Annotated in this window: 17 protein-coding genes; 7 read left to right on the top strand and 10 right to left on the bottom strand. The window is 57.3% G+C overall.

All coding sequences use genetic code 11. The features are described 5' to 3' along the window. Positions 1 to 213: 213 nt before the first annotated feature. The 4 genes from phnE (L901_RS06800) to phnD form a co-directional block, all read right to left on the bottom strand. Positions 214 to 1,032, bottom strand: coding sequence for a phosphonate ABC transporter, permease protein PhnE (phnE, locus tag L901_RS06800; protein ID WP_059754774.1), 819 nt, complete (start codon positions 1,030 to 1,032; stop codon positions 214 to 216). Then, entirely contained in the window at positions 1,032 to 1,847 is an 816-nt protein-coding gene (gene phnE, locus L901_RS06795; protein WP_059754772.1) for a phosphonate ABC transporter, permease protein PhnE, read from the bottom strand. The genes phnE (L901_RS06800) and phnE (L901_RS06795) overlap by 1 nt, the downstream gene beginning before the upstream one ends. After that, positions 1,847 to 2,686, bottom strand: a complete 840-nt coding sequence (gene phnC, locus L901_RS06790; protein WP_059754769.1) for a phosphonate ABC transporter ATP-binding protein — start codon at positions 2,684 to 2,686, stop codon at positions 1,847 to 1,849. Before phnC ends, phnE (L901_RS06795) begins: the two co-directional genes overlap by 1 nt. A 74-nt stretch (positions 2,687 to 2,760) precedes the next feature. Beyond that, positions 2,761 to 3,714, bottom strand: coding sequence for a phosphate/phosphite/phosphonate ABC transporter substrate-binding protein (gene phnD / locus L901_RS06785; protein WP_059754766.1), 954 nt, complete (start codon positions 3,712 to 3,714; stop codon positions 2,761 to 2,763). 11 nt (positions 3,715 to 3,725) lie between these two features. Between phnD and L901_RS06780 the strand changes: the two genes are divergently transcribed. Further along, positions 3,726 to 4,694 (top strand): metalloregulator ArsR/SmtB family transcription factor, encoded by a 969-nt coding sequence (locus tag L901_RS06780; protein WP_245289596.1) that lies wholly within the window; start codon positions 3,726 to 3,728, stop codon positions 4,692 to 4,694. 6 nt (positions 4,695 to 4,700) lie between these two features. Here the strand turns inward: L901_RS06780 and L901_RS06775 are convergent, their stop codons facing one another. From L901_RS06775 to L901_RS06750, 6 genes are all read right to left on the bottom strand, one after another. Beyond that, the gene (locus L901_RS06775) at positions 4,701 to 5,363 is read right to left on the bottom strand and encodes a winged helix-turn-helix domain-containing protein (protein ID WP_059754760.1); all 663 of its coding nucleotides are present in this window, start codon (positions 5,361 to 5,363) and stop codon (positions 4,701 to 4,703) included. Between the two features lie 5 nt (positions 5,364 to 5,368). Continuing rightward, positions 5,369 to 6,070, bottom strand: a complete 702-nt coding sequence (gene phoU, locus L901_RS06770) for a phosphate signaling complex protein PhoU (protein ID WP_020810073.1) — start codon at positions 6,068 to 6,070, stop codon at positions 5,369 to 5,371. Positions 6,071 to 6,082: 12 nt separating this feature from the next. Continuing rightward, positions 6,083 to 6,925, bottom strand: coding sequence for a phosphate ABC transporter ATP-binding protein PstB (pstB, locus tag L901_RS06765; protein WP_236763141.1), 843 nt, complete (start codon positions 6,923 to 6,925; stop codon positions 6,083 to 6,085). Positions 6,926 to 6,942: 17 nt separating this feature from the next. Beyond that, positions 6,943 to 7,890, bottom strand: a complete 948-nt coding sequence (gene pstA, locus L901_RS06760) for a phosphate ABC transporter permease PstA (protein WP_059754758.1) — start codon at positions 7,888 to 7,890, stop codon at positions 6,943 to 6,945. Then, on the bottom strand, positions 7,890 to 8,813 hold the full coding sequence (gene pstC, locus L901_RS06755) for a phosphate ABC transporter permease subunit PstC (RefSeq protein ID WP_059755046.1): 924 nt from the start codon (positions 8,811 to 8,813) through the stop codon (positions 7,890 to 7,892). The genes pstA and pstC overlap by 1 nt, the downstream gene beginning before the upstream one ends. 92 nt (positions 8,814 to 8,905) lie before the next feature. Continuing rightward, positions 8,906 to 9,907 carry a PstS family phosphate ABC transporter substrate-binding protein gene (locus L901_RS06750; protein ID WP_245289595.1) on the bottom strand — a complete coding sequence of 334 codons (1,002 nt, stop codon included), beginning with the start codon at positions 9,905 to 9,907 and terminating at the stop codon, positions 8,906 to 8,908. Positions 9,908 to 10,266: 359 nt separating this feature from the next. Between L901_RS06750 and phoB the strand changes: the two genes are divergently transcribed. The 6 genes from phoB to L901_RS06720 all read left to right on the top strand — a co-directional run bounded on the left by phoB (position 10,267) and on the right by L901_RS06720 (position 17,979). Next, positions 10,267 to 10,959, top strand: coding sequence for a phosphate regulon transcriptional regulator PhoB (gene phoB / locus L901_RS06745; protein WP_020810080.1), 693 nt, complete (start codon positions 10,267 to 10,269; stop codon positions 10,957 to 10,959). Positions 10,960 to 11,063: 104 nt separating this feature from the next. Next, positions 11,064 to 11,984, top strand: a complete 921-nt coding sequence (locus tag L901_RS06740; RefSeq protein ID WP_245289594.1) for a PhnD/SsuA/transferrin family substrate-binding protein — start codon at positions 11,064 to 11,066, stop codon at positions 11,982 to 11,984. Continuing rightward, positions 11,981 to 13,447: a sensor histidine kinase gene (locus tag L901_RS06735; protein ID WP_059754755.1), complete on the top strand. Its 1,467-nt coding sequence runs from the start codon at positions 11,981 to 11,983 to the stop codon at positions 13,445 to 13,447. Before L901_RS06740 ends, L901_RS06735 begins: the two co-directional genes overlap by 4 nt. Next, positions 13,437 to 14,777 (top strand): arsenic response regulator transcription factor AioR, encoded by a 1,341-nt coding sequence (gene aioR, locus L901_RS06730; RefSeq protein WP_059754753.1) that lies wholly within the window; start codon positions 13,437 to 13,439, stop codon positions 14,775 to 14,777. Before L901_RS06735 ends, aioR begins: the two co-directional genes overlap by 11 nt. A gap of 142 nt (positions 14,778 to 14,919) precedes the next feature. Beyond that, positions 14,920 to 15,429 carry an arsenate reductase (azurin) small subunit gene (locus L901_RS06725; protein WP_059754751.1) on the top strand — a complete coding sequence of 170 codons (510 nt, stop codon included), beginning with the start codon at positions 14,920 to 14,922 and terminating at the stop codon, positions 15,427 to 15,429. 12 nt (positions 15,430 to 15,441) lie between these two features. Next, the gene (locus tag L901_RS06720; RefSeq protein ID WP_059754750.1) at positions 15,442 to 17,979 is read left to right on the top strand and encodes an arsenate reductase (azurin) large subunit; all 2,538 of its coding nucleotides are present in this window, start codon (positions 15,442 to 15,444) and stop codon (positions 17,977 to 17,979) included. Positions 17,980 to 18,046 lie beyond the last annotated feature (67 nt).

The raw sequence follows: 18,046 nt of genomic DNA, 5'->3' as shown, positions 1-18,046 counted from the left end.
CAGAGCTGTCTTTGCGGAACTCGTTGCCACCTTCGACGGTATTCGAGGTACGAATAAGCCGGTCGAGCAAAGTTATGATTATCGTGGTGTAAATAAGGGGTAACTACGCTCACGCGCGTTGATCTCGCTTTCAGCGAAACCAAAGCCGTGAGATCGCGATAAGATCCGACGATCGACACCGCGGCAGGCCGCGGTGCGTTTACGTAGGGAAGGTCACATGATCACTTTGCGCACCGCAGCCGAGATCCACTCCGAAACTATCACCGTCGCGAGGATAAGAATGAAGATCGTCGTCACCTGCGGCCATGCCAGCATGTTGAGCGACGATTGCAGCTTTAAACCAAGACCGCCCGCGCCAACGAGGCCGAGAATGGCCGATTCGCGGATGTTGATATCCCATCTGAACACGGTCGTGCCGAGAAACGAGGGCAAAACCTGCGGCACGATTGCATAGTCAATCACCTGCATTCGGCTTGCGCCGGTCGCTTCCACCGCCTCGACCTGGGATTGGTCGATTTCCTCGATGGCCTCGTAGAGCAGTTTTCCCACAAAGCCGATCGAGCGCAACGCGATCGCGATGATGCCGGCAAGCAGTCCCGGCCCTAAAATGGAAACGAGGAGCAGCGCCCAGATCAGCGAGTTGATGGACCGCGACGCGACAATGAGAAACAGCGCGATGGGCCTCAGAAAAAGCAGGCTTGGCGTCGTGTTTCGGGCCGCAAGGAAGGCGATCGGTACGGCGAGCATGGTGCCCGCAAGCGTGCCGAGGGTCGCCATGTTGAGTGTGTCCCAAAGCGGGACCAGCAATTCGCTCACATAGGACAGACGCGGCGGGAAGGCGCGGGTCAGGATATCGCCGCCTTGCCTCGGGGCGTCCTGAACGAAGGCCCAGATCGTCTCCTTCGTCATGATCTGCCAGCAGAACATGAAGAGCGCGACGAGAGCGAGCCAGCCCAGCCATTGCAGAAGTTCGGTGCGCGGCTGAAGTTTGCGCCAGCTCTTGCCGCCGTGGATTGCGTTGGAAACCGGCATTACTGAATCCGTTTGCGAATGAGGCTCGAACCGTATTCGGCGAGCATGACGATGACGATGATGAGAATGAGCACGGCACCCGCGCTGTCGTATTCGTAGCGGTCGATGGATGTGTTGAGCGTCGCCCCGATGCCGCCTGCACCGACGATGCCGATGACGGCCGACTCGCGAAAGTTGATGTCGAAACGATAAAGAGACAGGCCGATCAGCCGGGGCATGACCTGCGGCTGAACCGCGTAATTGACGAGTTGAAGCCAGGACGCACCGGTTGCGCGGATCGCCTCGGCCTGCTTTTCGTCGATTTCCTCGATAGCTTCGGCCAGCAGCTTGGCGATGAAGCCGATCGTTGCGAAGGCCAGCGTCAGGAAGCCTGCGAACGGCCCGAAGCCGAACATGGCGACGAGCAGGATGGCAATGATGATTTCCTGAAAGGCGCGTGACACGGCGATGATCGAGCGGCAGACATAATAGACCGGTGCGGGCGCCAGATTACGTGCCGCGCCGACGCCGATCGGAATCGATATCAGGATGCCGACGATCGTCGAGCAGACGGTCATGGTCAAGCTTTCCTGCAGCCCTGCGACGATATCGCGCCAGCGCGTCGTGAAGTCGGGCACCAGAAAGCCCTGCAGGAAGCGCCAGCCCCGGTCAAGACCTTCGTAGGCGCGCGCCCAATTGACGTCGATACTGGCGGTGGCGAGCAGGAGATAGACCAGCGCGCCGCCATAGACGAGCCAGCGCATGCCGGCGTTCCTGATGAACAGCGGCGGGCGGCGCCATGTCGTCGGATAGGTTTTCATGCCGGCGTAGGCCATCAGACCACACCCGCCATACGTTCGTCGGCGCGTTCGCGCTCGGCTGCCGCGATGCGCTCTTCCTCCGCATCGCTTTCGGCCTGCTTCTGCATCGCCGTCCAATCCTCTTCGCCATAAATGCGCGTCAGGGCGGCATTGTCGAGCATGTCCGGGGTGCCGTCGAAGACGACTTCGCCGGCGCGTAACCCGATGATGCGTTCAACGAAGGCCTGCGCGAGCAGGACATCGTGAATGTTGATGATGGCCGGCAGACCACGTTCCCTTGAAATCTCGACGATCAGCCGCATGATCTGGCGAGAGGTCTTCGGATCGAGGGAAGCCGTTGGCTCGTCGATCAGGAGAAGTTCCGGGTCTTGCTCAAGAGCGCGTGCAATACCGACGCGCTGGCGCTGGCCGCCCGATAAGGCATCGGCGCGCTTGTCCGCATGGGCCGTCAGGCCGACGCGATCCAGAAGCGCGAAAGCGTTTTCGACATAGGCGGAAGGATAGCGGCGGAAGAAGCTGCGCCAGAACGGAACGTAGCCAAGCCGCCCGGACAGGACGTTTTCCATCACGGTCAGCCGCTCAACCAGCGCATATTCCTGGAAAATCATACCGATCCGGCGGCGCGCCACGCGCAATTCACTTCTGGACAGAGCGGTTACATCGAGATCGCCGAGAAAGATCTGGCCGGCGCTCGGCTCTATCAAACGGTTGATGCAGCGGATGAGGCTCGATTTTCCGGCGCCCGACGGCCCGATCAACCCGACCACCTGACCCGCCGGTATCTCGAGGCTGATGTTCTTCAGAGCCTTGTCACCGGTCTTGTATGTTTTCGTCAGCTCTGAAATTCTAAGCATTATCGTCCCCTGCCTCTGCGGAATAGTTGAACGCCGGGCCTCCACGACCCGGCGTCCGATAGATCGGCTCATGATTATTTGCAGGTATAGGATACGCCGTTCGCGTCATCGATCTGGCGGACAACGGCCCATTGATCCTTGAAAGTGATCGGGATGAACGCTTCCTGCGGCGGTTCTGAAGTCTGGAACTCCTTCAGCAGGGCCGATCCTTCCCAATTGTAGGAGAAGAACGCATCCTTGATCTTTTCCTGCAATTCCGGGGTCAGGTTATGAGCGACGCCGTAACCGGTCGTCGGGAAGGTCTGCGACTTGTAGATCGAGACGAGCTGGTCCTTCTTGACGACATCGCGAGCAACCATTCGCTTCATCACCGAATTTGCGATAGCGGCTGCCGGATAGTCCTTGTTTGCCACGCCGAGAATCGAGTTGTCATGCTTGCCGGAGAAAACTGGCTCGAAGTCGGTCCCTGCTACGAGCTTGTATTCGGCCTTCAATAGTGCAGAAGGCGCCTTGAAGCCGGAGTTGGACGTTTCTGCGGTGAAGGCGAGCTTCTTGCCCTTCAAGTCTTCGATCTTCTCAATTCCCGAGCCCGGATAGGTGATGATCTCCATTTCGTAACCGAAAGCGCCATCCTTGGACGCCATCATGGCGAAGGGGCGGAAGCCGGCGCAGGCGACGGCGATCGGATTGGAGCCGGTGTTGAAGCCCGAAACGTGCAGGCGACCCGCACGCATGGCCTCGATCTGCGCGGCGTTTTCCTGAACCGGGAAGAACTGGACCTTCTTGCCGGTCTTTTCGGCGAGATGATCGAGGAAGCCCTTCCAGACGTCGGCATAAACGGCCGGGTCTTCGACCGGCGTATAGGCGAAGACGAGGGTTGCCGGATCGACCAGCTTGTCTTTTTCGGTCGGAATGTCGGCGACCATGTCGCCATCAGCATCCGTATAACGAGCATCAAGTTTGAATTCCGCCTGGGCAGGCATTGCAAATGCTACGGAAAGAGCCAGGACGGCCGCGAGCTTCTTCATCGGGTTCTCCATTGATCCAGAAAGGGTCACCCGCTTATTCTGCACTTCCGCTACAGGAATATGACAATTCTGTATATTTCCAGAAATACGGAAATATCGTATGTGACGCCAGTGAACGATCCTTGCTTCCAGACGTGAAAATCGATATATCCAGACTTATGGAAAAATCAGCTATCGTAGAAGCGTTTGCGGCGATTGCCCAAACCACTCGACTCGACGCGCTTCGCCTCCTTCTCGATCACGCGGCGGACGGATTGCCGTCAGGCGATATCGGGAGACTACTTGATATTCCTCAAAACACGATGTCGTCACACCTCAACGTGTTGAAGCGAGCTGGTTTGGTACAGACGCAACGCGTCGGCACCACGATAATTTACCGTCCGAATACGGAGCTTGTCTGGCGGCTTGTGGAGTTTCTGGCGACAGACTTCTCTTCCCTTCCCGGCAAGCGTGCTGATGTCGAGATCGCGCTGAGCCAACCAGCAACGAAAGTCTTCAACGTTCTTTTTCTTTGTCGAGCAAATTCGGCGAGATCGATCATGGCAGAGGCTATCCTCCGCAATATGGCGCCCGATCGTTTCAAGGCGTTCTCCGCTGGTAACCTGCCAGCAAGTGTCGTTCATCCCTTGACGCTTGTTACGCTCCAGAAAATTGAATGCCCGATCGCTGACCTGCGACCCAAGAGTTGGGATGAGTTCAGAGGGGAGAACCGTATTGCGATGGATTTTGTGTTCACCGTATGCGACACACTGACCGGCGAGCAGTGTCCGTCCTGGCCGGGTCAGCCGTTTACCGCACACTGGGGGATCGACGATCCAACCATTGTCGAAGGCACGGAACTCCAAAAGCTCGCCGCCTTTCGCCGGGCAGCCGATGCGATTACCAGCCGGCTTTCCGTGTTCACGTCGCTTCCAATGGAATCGATCGATCGGATGTCTCTTCAGACGCAGCTGAGAGCACTCGGTGACACGAAGCGCTGACGGCGGCTATTGCAGTCCGTAGCCGCAACCCCTTACGGTACGAACGGCGTCTTCCTTGCTTCCTATGTTCAGCGATTTGCGCAGCCGCTTGATACTCACGTCGACAATACGCTCGTCCCTACTGACATCGTTCCAAACCATCTCGAGGATTTCTTGACGCGAAAAAAGACGCGCGGGCTCCTTCAACATCGTCTGCAGCAGGCGGTATTCGGTAGGGCCAAGATGAATTTGCCGACCCTTGCGCGAAACCCTGTGAGTTTCCAGGTTCAGGGATATCTCGCGATGGTTCAAAATCCTTGTGGTTTTCGAGACTGAACGCTCGATGAGGGCATTGCTGCGAGCGAGAAGCTCCTGCATGGAAAAGGGCCTCAGCAGGTAGTCGTCGGCCCCGACGTCGAAAAAGGTGGTGGGGACGGCCTCCCCACCCAGGACGATGATTGCCAGCTGTCTTCGTTGGACGTTCGATCGCATACGAACGAACGATTTGTGCAGAGCGCCGGCTCGCCCAAGAGAATCAACGACGACCAGATCCGGTTGCCGCTCGGCGACCATGCGTTCGCACTGGTCTGCCATGCCACAAACTCCGGCGATGTAACCCTCTTCGCGGAAGCTAGCCTCGAGGATCGAGCCAACGCCTGTATCTTCCTGTACGATAACAACGCTCGGCATGCACGTCACTCCATCGCGACCACGGTTTCAGCGCGCGGCCGATCGGCCGAGACATCATCACCCGTCACAATGTATTCGACCGTCTCAGCCAGATTGGTGGCATGGTCACCGACGCGTTCAAGGTTCTTCGCACAGAAGAGCAGATGAGCGCACAAAGTGATCGAGCGCTGGTCCTCCATCATATATGTCAGGAGTTCGCGAAAGAGCCCGTTATAGAGGACGTCGATATGCTCGTCCTGGCGTCGAACCTCCGACGCCATTTTCGCGTCGTTGTTTCGGAAGGCTTCAAGGGCGCCTGCCATCTGTGTTTTAGCAGCTTCGGCCAGCGTGCCAAAGCCGGCGGAAACGACACCCCTGTTGAGTGACGCATCAACGATCGCAGAGCGTTTGGCAATATTTTTTGCCAGATCGCCCACGCGCTCGAGATTTGAAACCATCCGCATCGCACCGACGATCCGCCTCAGATCGTTCGCCACGGGCTGTCTGCGGGCAATAATTTGAACAGCTGCCGTTTCAGCAGTTCTCTGCATCGCATCGAGTTGAAGGTCAGCCTTTACGACCTCTTCTGCGAGTGCCTTGTCATTACCAATCAGGGCATCAACCGACTTGTCGAGGAGCGAAGCAGCGATGCGCCCCATGGAAGAGACTTGCTCGGTCAGGTCGTGCAGCTCTTCGTCGAAAGCGCGAATAGTGTGATCCATCGTCATGATTTTTTTTCCTCAGCCGAAGCGCCCAGTGATGTAGTGCTGTGTTTTTTCGTTCTGCGGGTTTGTGAAGAACTCATTAGTCGCGTTGTACTCGGTCATCTCGCCAAGGTGCATGTAGGCGGTGTAGGTCGATATGCGTGCAGCCTGCTGCATGTTGTGCGTGACGATGACGATCGTATATTGATCGCGCAATTCAGCGACCAACTCCTCGATTTTCGCCGTGGCGATCGGGTCAAGCGCCGATGTCGGTTCGTCGAACAGAATGATTTCCGGATTTGGAGCGAGCGTCCGGGCAATGCACAGACGCTGCTGCTGTCCTCCAGACAAACCGTAGGCCGACTGATGCAGGCGGTCCTTGACCTCGTTCCAGAGGGCGGCGCCTTGAAGAGCCTGCTCGACCCGCTCGTCGAGCAGGCTCTTCTTGGTGATGCCGCGCACCTTTAGACCCGCCGCAACATTCTCATAGATCGACTTAGGGAACGGATTGGGCTTTTGGAAAACCATCCCGATCCGCAAGCGGATCAAGATCGGATCGATCCCAGGGGAAACCAGATTCTGCTTTTCCGGCAACAGCTCGATCGCACCCTCGTAGCGGTTGCCCGGATAAAGATCGTGCATACGGTTGAATGATCGCAGGAGCGTGCTCTTTCCGCAGCCTGACGGACCGATCAAGGCAGTAACCTGCTTGTCGGCGATCGGAAGATTGACCTTTTTCAGGGCGTGGAAATCTCCGTACCAGAAATCGAGATCCCTTACCTCCGCCCGCAGACGCTCAGGATGGGTCAGAATGTTGCGCGAGGAACTTGTTTCCTGGCCTGCGTTTACAGGCCGCAAGGCGGTTGTTGTATCGTTCATTTTTGGTCCGATCTCTGTTAGAGGCCAAGCTTGCGTCGAAGCCGGAAGCGTATCCAAATGGCGATGGCATTCATGCCCAAGGTCATGAACATCAACACGACGCCTGTCGCCGCAGCATTTACGTGGAACGCTGCCTGCGGCCGCGATATCCAGTTGAACATCTGGATTGGCATCACGGTGAACGGGGCATTCAGCCAATCGAAGTTGATGAACGGAAAGCTCGCGTTCACCGGTGCCGGCGGTAGGAACGCGATAAATGTCAGAGCGCCGATCGTGATGATGGGCGCGGTTTCGCCGATGGCACGAGACAAGCCGACGATCGCTCCGGTGAGGATACCAGGCCGGGCAGCGGGGAGGATGTAGTGCCACATCGTCTGCCATTTATCGGCACCAAGACCAAACGCACCTTCGCGGATTGTCTGCGGTATGGCGCGGATAGCTTCTCTCGTCGCGACGATGACAATCGGCAGGATCAAAAGCGCAAGAACCATGCCTGCGACGAGCACCGTCCGGCCAAGATCGGCAAGGTAGACAAAAAAGCCAAGAGCGAGCAGGCCGTAGATTATCGAAGGTACGCCGGCAAGATTGGTGACGTTGATCTCGATCACATCTGTCAGCCAGTTTTTCTTCGCGTATTCCTCGAGGTACAGACCCGCTCCGACACCGAGCGGAATAGCCAGAAGAGCAGTGACAAACATCACAAGGCAGGTTCCCACCCAGGCAGAGAGAATTCCGGCATCTGCTGCCCGCCTTGAAGGAAATTCCGTCAGAAAAGCGTAATCGATCCGAGCCAGTCCATCACTGAAGAGGTCAACGATGAGCGCGATCAGGAAGGCCATGACGATGAACAGGATGATCAGGCCCATACTCGCAAACACGAGATCGTTTCGTCTCGCTCGATTGACCAGTTGGACTTGGGAAGACGTGTCCTGGAGCACAGTTATATTTTCGGCGCTGATAGCCATCAGTAGGCCTCCCGGAAGCGGCGGCGAAGAAAGAAGCCGATGATGTTGAAAATCAGGGTCAACACGAAGAGCGCGAGGCCAGCTGCGAAAATGGTCTGATATGCCAGCGATCCGTGCGGCAAATCACCGAGGCTCATCTGAACGATGTATGACGTGATCGTTGCAGCACCCTCTCGTGGATCTGCGGTTAGGTTCGGGTTCTGGCCCGCAGCGATGGCAAGCACCATGGTCTCACCGACGGCACGGGACATGCCCAGGAGGTATGCCGCGGTAATCCCGGAGAAAGCACCTGGAATGATGACCCTGAACGACGTTTGCAGCCTGGTCATGCCGAGTGCGTAGGCACCCTCCCTCAGCGAGGCCGGCACGGCGCGCATGGCGTCTTCGCTGATCGAGACGATGTAGGGCATGATCATAATGCCGAGCACGATCCCGGGCGCAAGGAGATTGAAGCTGGTCAAACCGGGGATAAATGTCTGGAGCAAAGGCGTTATGAAGAGGAGTGCGAAGTAGCCGAAAACGACTGTAGGCACCCCTCCAAGCAATTCGAGGATCGGCTTGACTGTCTCTCTAACGGCTGGCCGAGCATACTCACTCAGATAGACTGCCAGACTTGTTCCTAAAGGTATGGCGATCAGGATCGCAATCCCGGCGGCCCAAAGCGTTGCCGTGAGCAGTGGCAGGATACCATATCGCGGCTGAGCGAAGACGGGCGTCCATTCTGTATCGGTCAGGAACGTCCACAGCGAGACCTGCATGAAGAAATTCCACGACTCGCTGACGAGCACATAAATGATCGCGGCAGTCACGAAAACCGAAAGGGCAGCAGACAGAAACAACAAGACACGCATCGACATATCGATGAGACGTCGCCGTTTCAAAAAGGCGTCACTTGGGAGATATGGGTCGAGCGTTGTAGGCATCATGTGCTCCGGTGAGGGCAGCCGCGAACGGTCGCGGCTGCCGGAAAGGTATGGATTTTAGTTGGCTGCGTCGGCGACGAGATCGGAAACCGTCACGCCGACCTTTGAACCACCTTCAAAGTGGCTTCCGGTCTTGCGGTTTTCGAACTTCTTGAGCGCGAGGCCAGCGGCTTCGCAGGCAAAGCCACATAGCCGACTTCACTAACAAGCTCTTCCTGGTTCTTCGCGTCGAAGAGGAACGAAACGAACGAGCGAACGTGCTCTTTCTCATCGGCTGCCTTCTTGGACGCGTAGTAGAACAGCGGGCGGGTCAGCGGCTGGTAGGTTCCATCGGTTGCGGTCTCGATGGACGGCGCCACGCACGATCCATCGGCCTGCTTGATTTCAACAGCCTTCACCTTGCCGGCGTTTTCGCTCAGATAGGCGAGGCCAAGGAAGCCGATTGCGTTCTTGTCGCCGGCAACGCCCTGTACCGTGATGTTGTCATCTTCGGTCGCCGTATAGTCGCCGCGGCTGGAGTGTTCCTTGCCGTTGATGGCAAGTGTGTAATAGTCATACGTACCAGAGTCGGTGCCGGCACCGAACAGGCCGAGCTTGGCGTTGGGGAAGTCACCGCGGACTTGGTTCCAGTTGGTTACCTTGCCCTGAGCTTCAGGCTCCCAGATCTTCTTCAGCTCAGCGACCGTCATGCAGGTTGCCCAGTTATTCTGCGGGCTGACGATCGTCGCCAATGCGTCGATGGCGACCGGCAGCTCGATGAACTCGACCTTGTTCTGCTTGCAGAGTTCGATTTCGTCGGAGCGGATCGGCCGCGATGCGCCGGTGATGTCCGTCTCGCCGCGGCAGAACTTCTTGAAGCCGCCGCCCGTACCCGAAGAGCCAACCGTAACGAGCGTCTTGCCAGCCTGAGCCTTCTGGAACTCTTCAGCCATGGCTTCGGAAATCGGGAAAACGGTGCTTGAACCATCAATCAGCACGGTCGGAGCCTGCTGTGCGTGGGACGGCGCGACAAGAAGACCGAGCGTCAGAACAGAGATTGCGGAGGAAGCGAAGGCGGCGCGCGCCGGGCGAAAGGTTTTCGTGTTGTGTGTCATGACGACCCTCTGTGAATTCAGAAAAGCTGAACGCGACATCCGCGAACGCAGGGCGGTCATAGTATTGTTCGATGACAGTTTTATGTCAATCAAGTATAGTATGGTATATCCAGATGGATTGATATTTATAATATGAGATAACTACTTGCAATGTTCAACAGCACGATATTTATACTCATGAAGAATTGAGGGTCCTAATTGCTGGCATCGGCCGCCAGCAAGCTCAGAGCGAAAGATAGCCCGTCGCGCCCTTTAAGGCAATCATATTTCCAGATTTCTGGATATTTAGTGCCTGTCATAAATTTGCGTTGAAACTGTAATAAATGCCTCCACCAACGAAATTAAGGAAAAGCGGGCGCATGTCTCCAAAGGTATTGATTGTCGAAGATGAGGAAGCGCTGAGCGTCCTTCTCCGCTATAACCTTGAAGCAGAGGGATACCTGGTCGAAGCGATCACTCACGGCGAAGAAGCCGATATCGCACTCCAGGAGAACGTTCCGGATTTGCTGGTTCTCGACTGGATGCTGCCTGGCGTTTCAGGAATTGAACTTTGCCGGCGCCTTCGGGCCCGACCCAATACTGAACGGCTGCCAGTAATTATGCTGACAGCGCGAGGAGAAGAGACGGAGCGTGTCCGCGGACTGGCAACAGGTGCCGATGATTATCTTGTCAAACCGTTCTCGACGCCGGAGCTTATGGCCAGGGTGAGAGCTCTGTTGCGGCGTTCGAAACCCGCGTTGATATCGTCTATTTTGCGTTATGCAGACATCGAACTCGACCGGGAAAGCCACCGCGTCCATCGCGAACGACGTGAGGTCAGACTTGGACCGACTGAATTCCGGCTGCTTGACTTTCTCATGGCTTCACCAGGGCGTGTTTTCTCGCGCGCACAACTGCTCGACGGCGTATGGGGGCACGACCTTTACGTGGACGAGCGGACCGTGGATGTCCACATAGGCCGGCTTCGAAAAGCTCTCAACTTTTCCAATAAGCCGGATCTCATCCGCACCGTAAGAGGCGCAGGATATTCAATGGATACCGGATTAAAATAGCCACCAGCCCCTCATCGTAGATTCGTCAACAGCAATAGGAAAAACGGCGCAAACATATTACAGTTTTATGACGGCTCTGGAGGAGAGCCGTGTGGAGGTCGTCGTTGCCAATTCGACACAAAGAGAACAGTCGGCCCGTAGGTGAAGATGGCATATCGCGCCGGGCGGCGATTGGCGGAGCTTTGTCTGCAATATGCCTGGCGGCATCAAATGCGAGAAGCGAGCCATTATCCCTAGCACCACAGGCAGGCGTGATACGGTTCGGGCTGACACCGGTGTTTCTTTCGAATGACCTGGAAGTTCTTGACGAGTTGCAGGCCTACCTGTCCGGCGCTGTCGGGCAAAAGGTACAACTGGTCACTCAGCGGACCTACCAGGAGGTCACGGCCCTGTTAATCTCGGGTAATCTGGACGCCGCGTGGATCTGCGGCTATCCGTTTATGAAGTACCGCACCGAACTGGAACTGGTCGCGACGCCACTATGGCGCGGCCGTCCGCTTTACCAGTCCTACCTCATCGTTGACCAAAATCGCGACATCAGTACCTTTGACGACTGTCGCGGGGATATCCACGCCTTTTCCGACCCCGATTCCAATTCGGGCTACCTCGTCACAAAAACCTATCTGGCGGAGCGTGCTGTCTCTGAAGAAGCTTTCTTCCGCAAGTCGTTTTTCACCTATGGACACCGCAACGTTATTCGGGCCGTCGCTTCGGGGCTAGCCGATTCCGGAAGCGTCGATGGCTACGTTTGGGAAGTCATGAGACAGACCGAACCCGAATTGGTGTCCAGGACCAAGGTATTGGTAAAGTCCGACTGGCACGGTTTCCCACCCATCGCAGCCGCCGCAGGACAACGGCAGAGCCGGGCGGTTGCCCGGATAAGACACGCTCTGCTGCAAATGGACAAGGACGAGATGGGCCGATCGGTGCTTGAACGCCTACAGCTCGACGGTTTTACCCAGGTCTCACCCGAAAGTTACGACAGTATCGCCGCCAATATGGAACGCGTCCGGAGGCTTGGGTGAGCCTCATCGAGCGTATTCGCAACATTCCGCTGACAGTTCGGGTCCCGTTGATGGTGGCAACCCTGATGATTGTCATAAGCGTCATCATCTCGGAACGGGTTCTAGCGCGCCTTCATGACATGCAGGAACAACACCTGAACGGTGTTGTGGGAACCTATTTCGACGGCTTGTCTACGGCCCTGATCCCGGCGGTCCTGCGTCAGGATGTCTGGGAAACCTATGACCTGCTCGACCGCACCCGCACAATGTTTGAGGCTGTCTCTCCGATCGAGACAGTTGTGACAGGACGGGACGGCACGGTACTCGCTTCCAGTGATCCACGCACCATTCCGGTACTTTCCAAATTGCCGATGGCCTTTGCGGACCAAAGCAATGACGGTGAGATTCGCGTCGAGTGGCAGTCGAACACAGGTTTCGGTGTCAGGCAGCTCCTCTATCAGGGAAAGAGGATCGGAACCGTACACGCCTCGTTCGACATCTCGCATTTGGTTGCGGAGCGGCGCCAGGTTCTCCAGACACTCCTTGCAACGAACGCTGCCCTCGCAATCGTCTTCGCTGCGGTCGGCTACATTCTGACCAGGCGTATGGTCAAGCCAGTCGCAACGCTTGCGCAACACATGCGCTCTGGCGCAGCCGGGCAGCCGTCTACCATCCCGCCCGAAGAGTTTCCGCATCGCAGGGGTGAACTCGCTGATCTTTTTTACGGTTTCAATGCCCTCGTGGAAGCGGAGCAGCAGCGCAGCGCGTTCAGCCGCCGACTGGCCGAGGAGGAGAAACTCGCCAGTCTGGGGCGACTTGCTTCCAGCATGGCCCACGAGATCAACAACCCGCTCGGAGGCCTATTCAACACGATCGATACGTTGAAGCAACACGGGGGAAATGAAGGGGTGCGTAACACCAGCCTGTCCCTTCTGGAACGAGGTCTTGGCGGAATTCGCGACGTGGTACAGGCAACACTGGCAACCTATCGACCCGATCGTTCCGGCCATCCATTGGTCCTCAAGGATCTGGAGGATGTGCGCCTGCTCGCCGGCCCGGTTGTTGCGGGCCGTAGACAGACCTTGAACTGGATGAGCAGGCCAGCCGAGCTCACTATCCCCACCCTGCCTGGCTCGGCTGTCCGGCAAGCACTGCTGAACCTTGTTTTAAATGCGAGCGCGGCTGCAGGCGACGATGGTGAGATTTTTGTCGAGACCCGTCTTGGGGAGGTTGGCTCAACGTTAATCCTCTCTGTTGCCGATACGGGACCAGGCCTGTCAAAGGCCGCAATCGAGGTCCTCACATCAGCAGATCCGTGGCCCGCCGCTCAGTCAGCCGGAGGTCTTGGACTGTGGATGGTGCGCAGGATGGTCGATGAAACAAGCGGACATATCCGCGTTCAGAGTGGTGATGCGGCACATACCGTCATCGAACTACATTTACCGATTTCAATTCCTGGGGAGGAAGCAAGCCATGCAGCGTGAAACAGGACGCATCGCCATACTCGAGGACGATCCGATCATGGGAGAATCGCTCCTCCAACGCCTTTCGCTTGAGGGCCACAGGGTAAAATGGTGGACGAAGGGAGAGCAGGCCATGCGCGAGCTCGCCAGCGGGTCGGAACTCTTCGATCTCGTCGTTTGCGATATTCGTCTCCCGGACATCAACGGCGAGGACGTTTTCCGCCGGGCGAGCCGCGATACCGCAACACCTTTCCTGTTCATGTCCGGCTACGCCGACATAGATCAGGCAGTGCGCCTGATGCGCGGTGGCGCGGTCGATTTCATTACCAAACCCTTCGACATGACGGCTTTCCTCGACCGCGTTTCATCGAGCCTCAGAAGCAAGCCACAGAATGAGCCAAACGGCCCCCTTGGAATTTCCGGTGCGATGCGCAGCACCGAACAGATGTTGCGTCGCTACGCCTCCCATCCCCTCCCCGTGCTCATCCAGGGAGAGACAGGGACCGGCAAGGAGGTCAGCGCCAGGTTCCTGCACCAGATATCAAATCGCCCCCACGCCCCCTTCATCGCCGTAAACTGCGCAGCCATACCAGCCGAACTTCTGGAAAGCGAACTGTTCGGCCACGAGAAAGGGGCCTTCACGGGGGCCCACCAGCTCCATCGCGGTTATGCCGAACGCGCCGGAGAAGGCATTCTTTTTCTCGACGAGATCGGCGACATGCCTCCCGCCCTACAGGCCAAACTTCTTCGTCTCATCGAAGATGGCTGGTTTCACCGGGTCGGCAGTGAAACGACAATCCCGTTTAAGGCACGCATTGTCTGTGCCACGCATCAGGAGATCGGAAGCGAGGCAAGCTCCTTTCGCAAAGATTTGTTCTTTCGTCTTTCCGCCCTTCCGGTCAGGCTCGCACCCTTGCGTGAGCGTCAGGAGGACGTTCTCTGGCTCGCCCAGCATTTCCTCGAAGAGATCATGCAGATCAGGGAAACACGCGTCCGCGGGATCAGTACGCTTGCCGAGGATGCCATGCTCGAACACTGTTGGCCCGGGAATGCGCGCGAACTTCGCAATCGGCTGGAACGCGCCGCAGCGCTTTCGGAAAACCTGCTATTGATGCCGGCGGACATCTTTCCAGACGTTGCTGGCGGATCCGACAAGGCACGGGTCGAAACGCTCTCGGATGCGCGCGACGCCGCAGAACGCCGACAGATCCTGCGGGCGCTCAGCGCAACCGGCGGACAGATTTCCCAGGCCGCGGGCCAACTCGGCATTTCACGCACGACCCTCTGGGAGAAGATGACGCGTTTCGGAATAGAAGCAGCGCACGTTCGGCCAAATGAACAACGGCGGTGAGGCGCTGTTCGGAAAAGTGAACGGGCAGCTGGTCCTCAAACGAGAAAATCTCTAAGTTTCAGTATTTTAGGAACTGGCACAGCAATTGCTGATCATCCTCCGACATCAAATGGAGGAGAAGCGCATGTCACGCTGTCGAAACATGGTCGATCTCGGTCGACGTCAGTTCCTGCGCGGAGGGGCGCTGGCTGCTGCAAGCGCAGGTGTCGCCGTTTCTGGCGTCGGCGCACAACAGGCCAGAGCCGCTACCGCTGCGGCCGGTGTCGAGTATCCTGCCAACCGTCTGGCCAACATCTCCGAACTGACGCTAAACGAGCCGTTCGACGTGAGCTATCCTGACGAGGATGCAGCGGGCGTTCTCATCAAACTCGGGACCCGCGTGGAAGGCGGCGTCGGTCCCGACGGTGACATCGTCGGCTTTTCCACCATCTGTCCCCATAAGGGTTTTCCGCTGAGCTATTCGGCGGACAACAAAACCTTCAATTGTCCCGGCCATTTCTCTGTCTTCGATCCCGAAAAGGGAGGTCAGCAGGTTTGGGGACAAGCCACACAGAACCTCCCCCAGTATGTGCTGCGTGTCGCAAACAATGGCGACATTTTCGCCGAGGGCGTCGACGAGCTCATCTACGGCCGCCTCTCCAACGTCTTGTAAGGGAAGAAGATCATGGCTTTCAAACGTCACATCGACCGTCTGCCGATCATTCCCGCAGACGCCAAGAAGCACAATGTCACCTGCCACTTCTGCATAGTTGGCTGTGGCTACCACGCCTACACGTGGCCGATCAACAAGCAGGGCGGTACCGATCGTCAGAAGAACGTGTTTGGCGTCGATCTGTCGGAACAACAGCAGGCGGAGACTGACGCCTGGTATTCGCCATCCATGTACAACGTGGTCAAGCAGGATGGCCGCGACGTTCATATCGTCATCAAGCCCGATCATGAATGCGTGGTCAATTCCGGTCTGGGTTCAGTGCGCGGCGCCAGAATGGCCGAAACAAGTTTTTCCGAAGCGCGCAACACCCAGCAACAGCGTCTGACAGATCCGCTCGTCTGGCGCTACGGCCAGATGCAGCCGACGAGCTGGGACGACGCACTCGATCTTGTCGCCCGCGTGACAGCAAGGATTGTTAAAGACAAGGGTGAGGACGCACTGATTGTTTCTGCCTTCGATCATGGCGGAGCTGGCGGCGGCTATGAAAACACCTGGGGCACGGGCAAGCTTTATTTCGAGGCCATGAAGGTCAAGAATATTCGAATCCACAACCGCCCTGCCTACAATTCCGAGGTCCACGGCACGCGCGACATGGGCGTCGGCGAATTGAACAATTGCTACGAGGACGCCGAACTTGCCGATACGATCGTCGCGGTCGGAACCAATGCGCTCGAGACCCAAACCAATTATTTCCTGAACCACTGGGTCCCAAACCTGCGCGGCGAAAGCCTCAACAAGAAAAAGCAGGTACTACCGAACGAACCGCATGAAGCAGCCAGAATAATCATCGTCGATCCGCGCCGCACTGTGACGATCAACGCCTGTGAGGAAGTGGCCGGCAAGGACAACGTCCTGCATTTAGCGATCAACTCCGGCACTGACCTCGCGCTGTTCAATGCACTGTTCACATATATTGCGGACAAGGGCTGGGTTGATCGCGAATTCATCGACAAATCGACCTCGCGCCAAGGCGTGGCAAGGCCGCCGCAATATCCCGCGCGTGGCGAATCGGACGCCAAACCGGGACATTTATCCAACTTCGAGGGCGCCGTCGAAGGCTGTCGTATATCCATTGAGGACGCCTCGAAAATAACGGGGCTCGAGCAAGCCCAGATCGTCACGGCCGCCGAGTGGATCGGCATGCCGAAGGAAGGCGGAAAGCGCCGCCGCGTGATGTTCGGATACGAAAAAGGCCTGATCTGGGGCAATGATAACTACCGCACCAACGGCGCCGTGGTGAACCTTGCGCTGGCCACGGGCAATATTGGCCGACCGGGTGGCGGCGTCGTTCGTTTGGGCGGTCACCAGGAAGGTTATGTGCGTCCATCCGACGCTCATGTCGGCCGCCCGGCAGCTTATGTCGATCAGCTTCTGATCGGCGGCCAGGGCGGGGTTCACCACATTTGGGGCTGCGACCATTACAAGACGACGCTCAACGCGCACGAATTCAAGCGTGTCTACAAGAAGCGCACCGACCTGGTGAAAGACGCCATGAGTGCCGCCCCCTATGGCGATCGTGAGGCAATGGTCAACGCCATTGTGGCCGCTATCGATAAAGGCGGCCTCTTTGCAGTCAACGTCGACATTATCCCGACCAAGATCGGCGAGGCTTGTCATGTCATCCTGCCAGCCGCCACATCCGGTGAGATGAACCTTACATCGATGAACGGCGAGCGCCGTATGCGCCTGACCGAGCGTTTCATGGACCCGCCAGGCCAAGCGATGCCAGACTGCCTGATTGCGGCTCGCCTCGCCAACAATATGGAACGTATTCTGACCGACATGGGCGACGCGAGCTATGCCGGGCAATTTAAGGGTTTCGACTGGAAAACCGAAGAAGACGCTTTCATGGACGGTTACAACAAGCACGCTCATGGCGGTGAGTTTGTGACCTACGAGAGGCTGAGTGCCATGGGCACAAACGGTTTTCAGGAACCGGCGACGGGCTTTTCCGACGGTAAGATCGCGGGCACCCAACGTCTTTATACCGACGGCGTGTTCTCCACTGATGATGGAAAGGCGCGCTTCATGGATGCGCCCTGGCGTGGGCTCCAGGCGCCTGGCAAGCAGCAGCAGAAGGACAGCCACAAGTTTCTGATTAACAACGGTCGCGCCAACACCGTTTGGCAATCTGCCTATCTCGATCAGGAAAACGACTTCGTCATGGATCGATGGCCGTATCCGTTTATCGAGATGAACCCGCAGGACATGACGGAGGCAGGCTTGGAGGAGGGTGATCTCGTCGAGATCTACAACGACGCCGGCGCGACCCAGGCAATGGCCTATCCGACGCGAACGGCGCGGCGCGGTGAAACCTTTATGCTGTTCGGTTTTCCGACCGGCGTGCAGGGCAACGTCACGAGTGCCGGAACAAATGAACTCATCATCCCGAACTACAAGCAGACCTGGGGCAACATTCGCAAGATTGCCAACGCACCCCGCAATGTTGCCCATCTCACCTTCAAATCGAAGGAATACCGGTCGCTCTGAACGCTCTCCGGGGGCGGCGAAGTCGCCCCCTCCCCCAAATCGTAAGTCAGAAATAAGGAAGTTTTCA

Source organism: Agrobacterium sp. D14, from assembly GCF_001526505.1.
Classification (GTDB): Bacteria; Pseudomonadota; Alphaproteobacteria; order Rhizobiales; family Rhizobiaceae; genus Agrobacterium; species Agrobacterium leguminum.
Note: the sequence above shows the minus strand (reverse complement) of the source record. Positions and strands in the feature narration are given on the sequence as shown.

Excerpts from the sequence above, each read along its gene's own strand:
- L901_RS06725 (WP_059754751.1), top strand. The coding sequence starts at position 14,920 with ATGGTCGATCTCGGTCGACGTCAGTTCCTGCGCGGAGGGGCGCTGGCT.
- phnE (WP_059754772.1), bottom strand. The coding sequence starts at position 1,847 with ATGGCCTACGCCGGCATGAAAACCTATCCGACGACATGGCGCCGCCCG.
- aioR (WP_059754753.1), top strand. The coding sequence starts at position 13,437 with ATGCAGCGTGAAACAGGACGCATCGCCATACTCGAGGACGATCCGATC.
- phoU (WP_020810073.1), bottom strand. The coding sequence starts at position 6,070 with ATGACGATGGATCACACTATTCGCGCTTTCGACGAAGAGCTGCACGAC.
- L901_RS06775 (WP_059754760.1), bottom strand. The coding sequence starts at position 5,363 with ATGCCGAGCGTTGTTATCGTACAGGAAGATACAGGCGTTGGCTCGATC.
- pstA (WP_059754758.1), bottom strand. The coding sequence starts at position 7,890 with ATGGCTATCAGCGCCGAAAATATAACTGTGCTCCAGGACACGTCTTCC.
- phnD (WP_059754766.1), bottom strand. The coding sequence starts at position 3,714 with ATGAAGAAGCTCGCGGCCGTCCTGGCTCTTTCCGTAGCATTTGCAATG.
- pstB (WP_236763141.1), bottom strand. The coding sequence starts at position 6,925 with ATGAACGATACAACAACCGCCTTGCGGCCTGTAAACGCAGGCCAGGAA.
- phnE (WP_059754774.1), bottom strand. The coding sequence starts at position 1,032 with ATGCCGGTTTCCAACGCAATCCACGGCGGCAAGAGCTGGCGCAAACTT.
- phoB (WP_020810080.1), top strand. The coding sequence starts at position 10,267 with ATGTCTCCAAAGGTATTGATTGTCGAAGATGAGGAAGCGCTGAGCGTC.
- L901_RS06720 (WP_059754750.1), top strand. The coding sequence starts at position 15,442 with ATGGCTTTCAAACGTCACATCGACCGTCTGCCGATCATTCCCGCAGAC.
- pstC (WP_059755046.1), bottom strand. The coding sequence starts at position 8,813 with ATGCCTACAACGCTCGACCCATATCTCCCAAGTGACGCCTTTTTGAAA.
- phnC (WP_059754769.1), bottom strand. The coding sequence starts at position 2,686 with ATGCTTAGAATTTCAGAGCTGACGAAAACATACAAGACCGGTGACAAG.
- L901_RS06750 (WP_245289595.1), bottom strand. The coding sequence starts at position 9,907 with ATGACACACAACACGAAAACCTTTCGCCCGGCGCGCGCCGCCTTCGCT.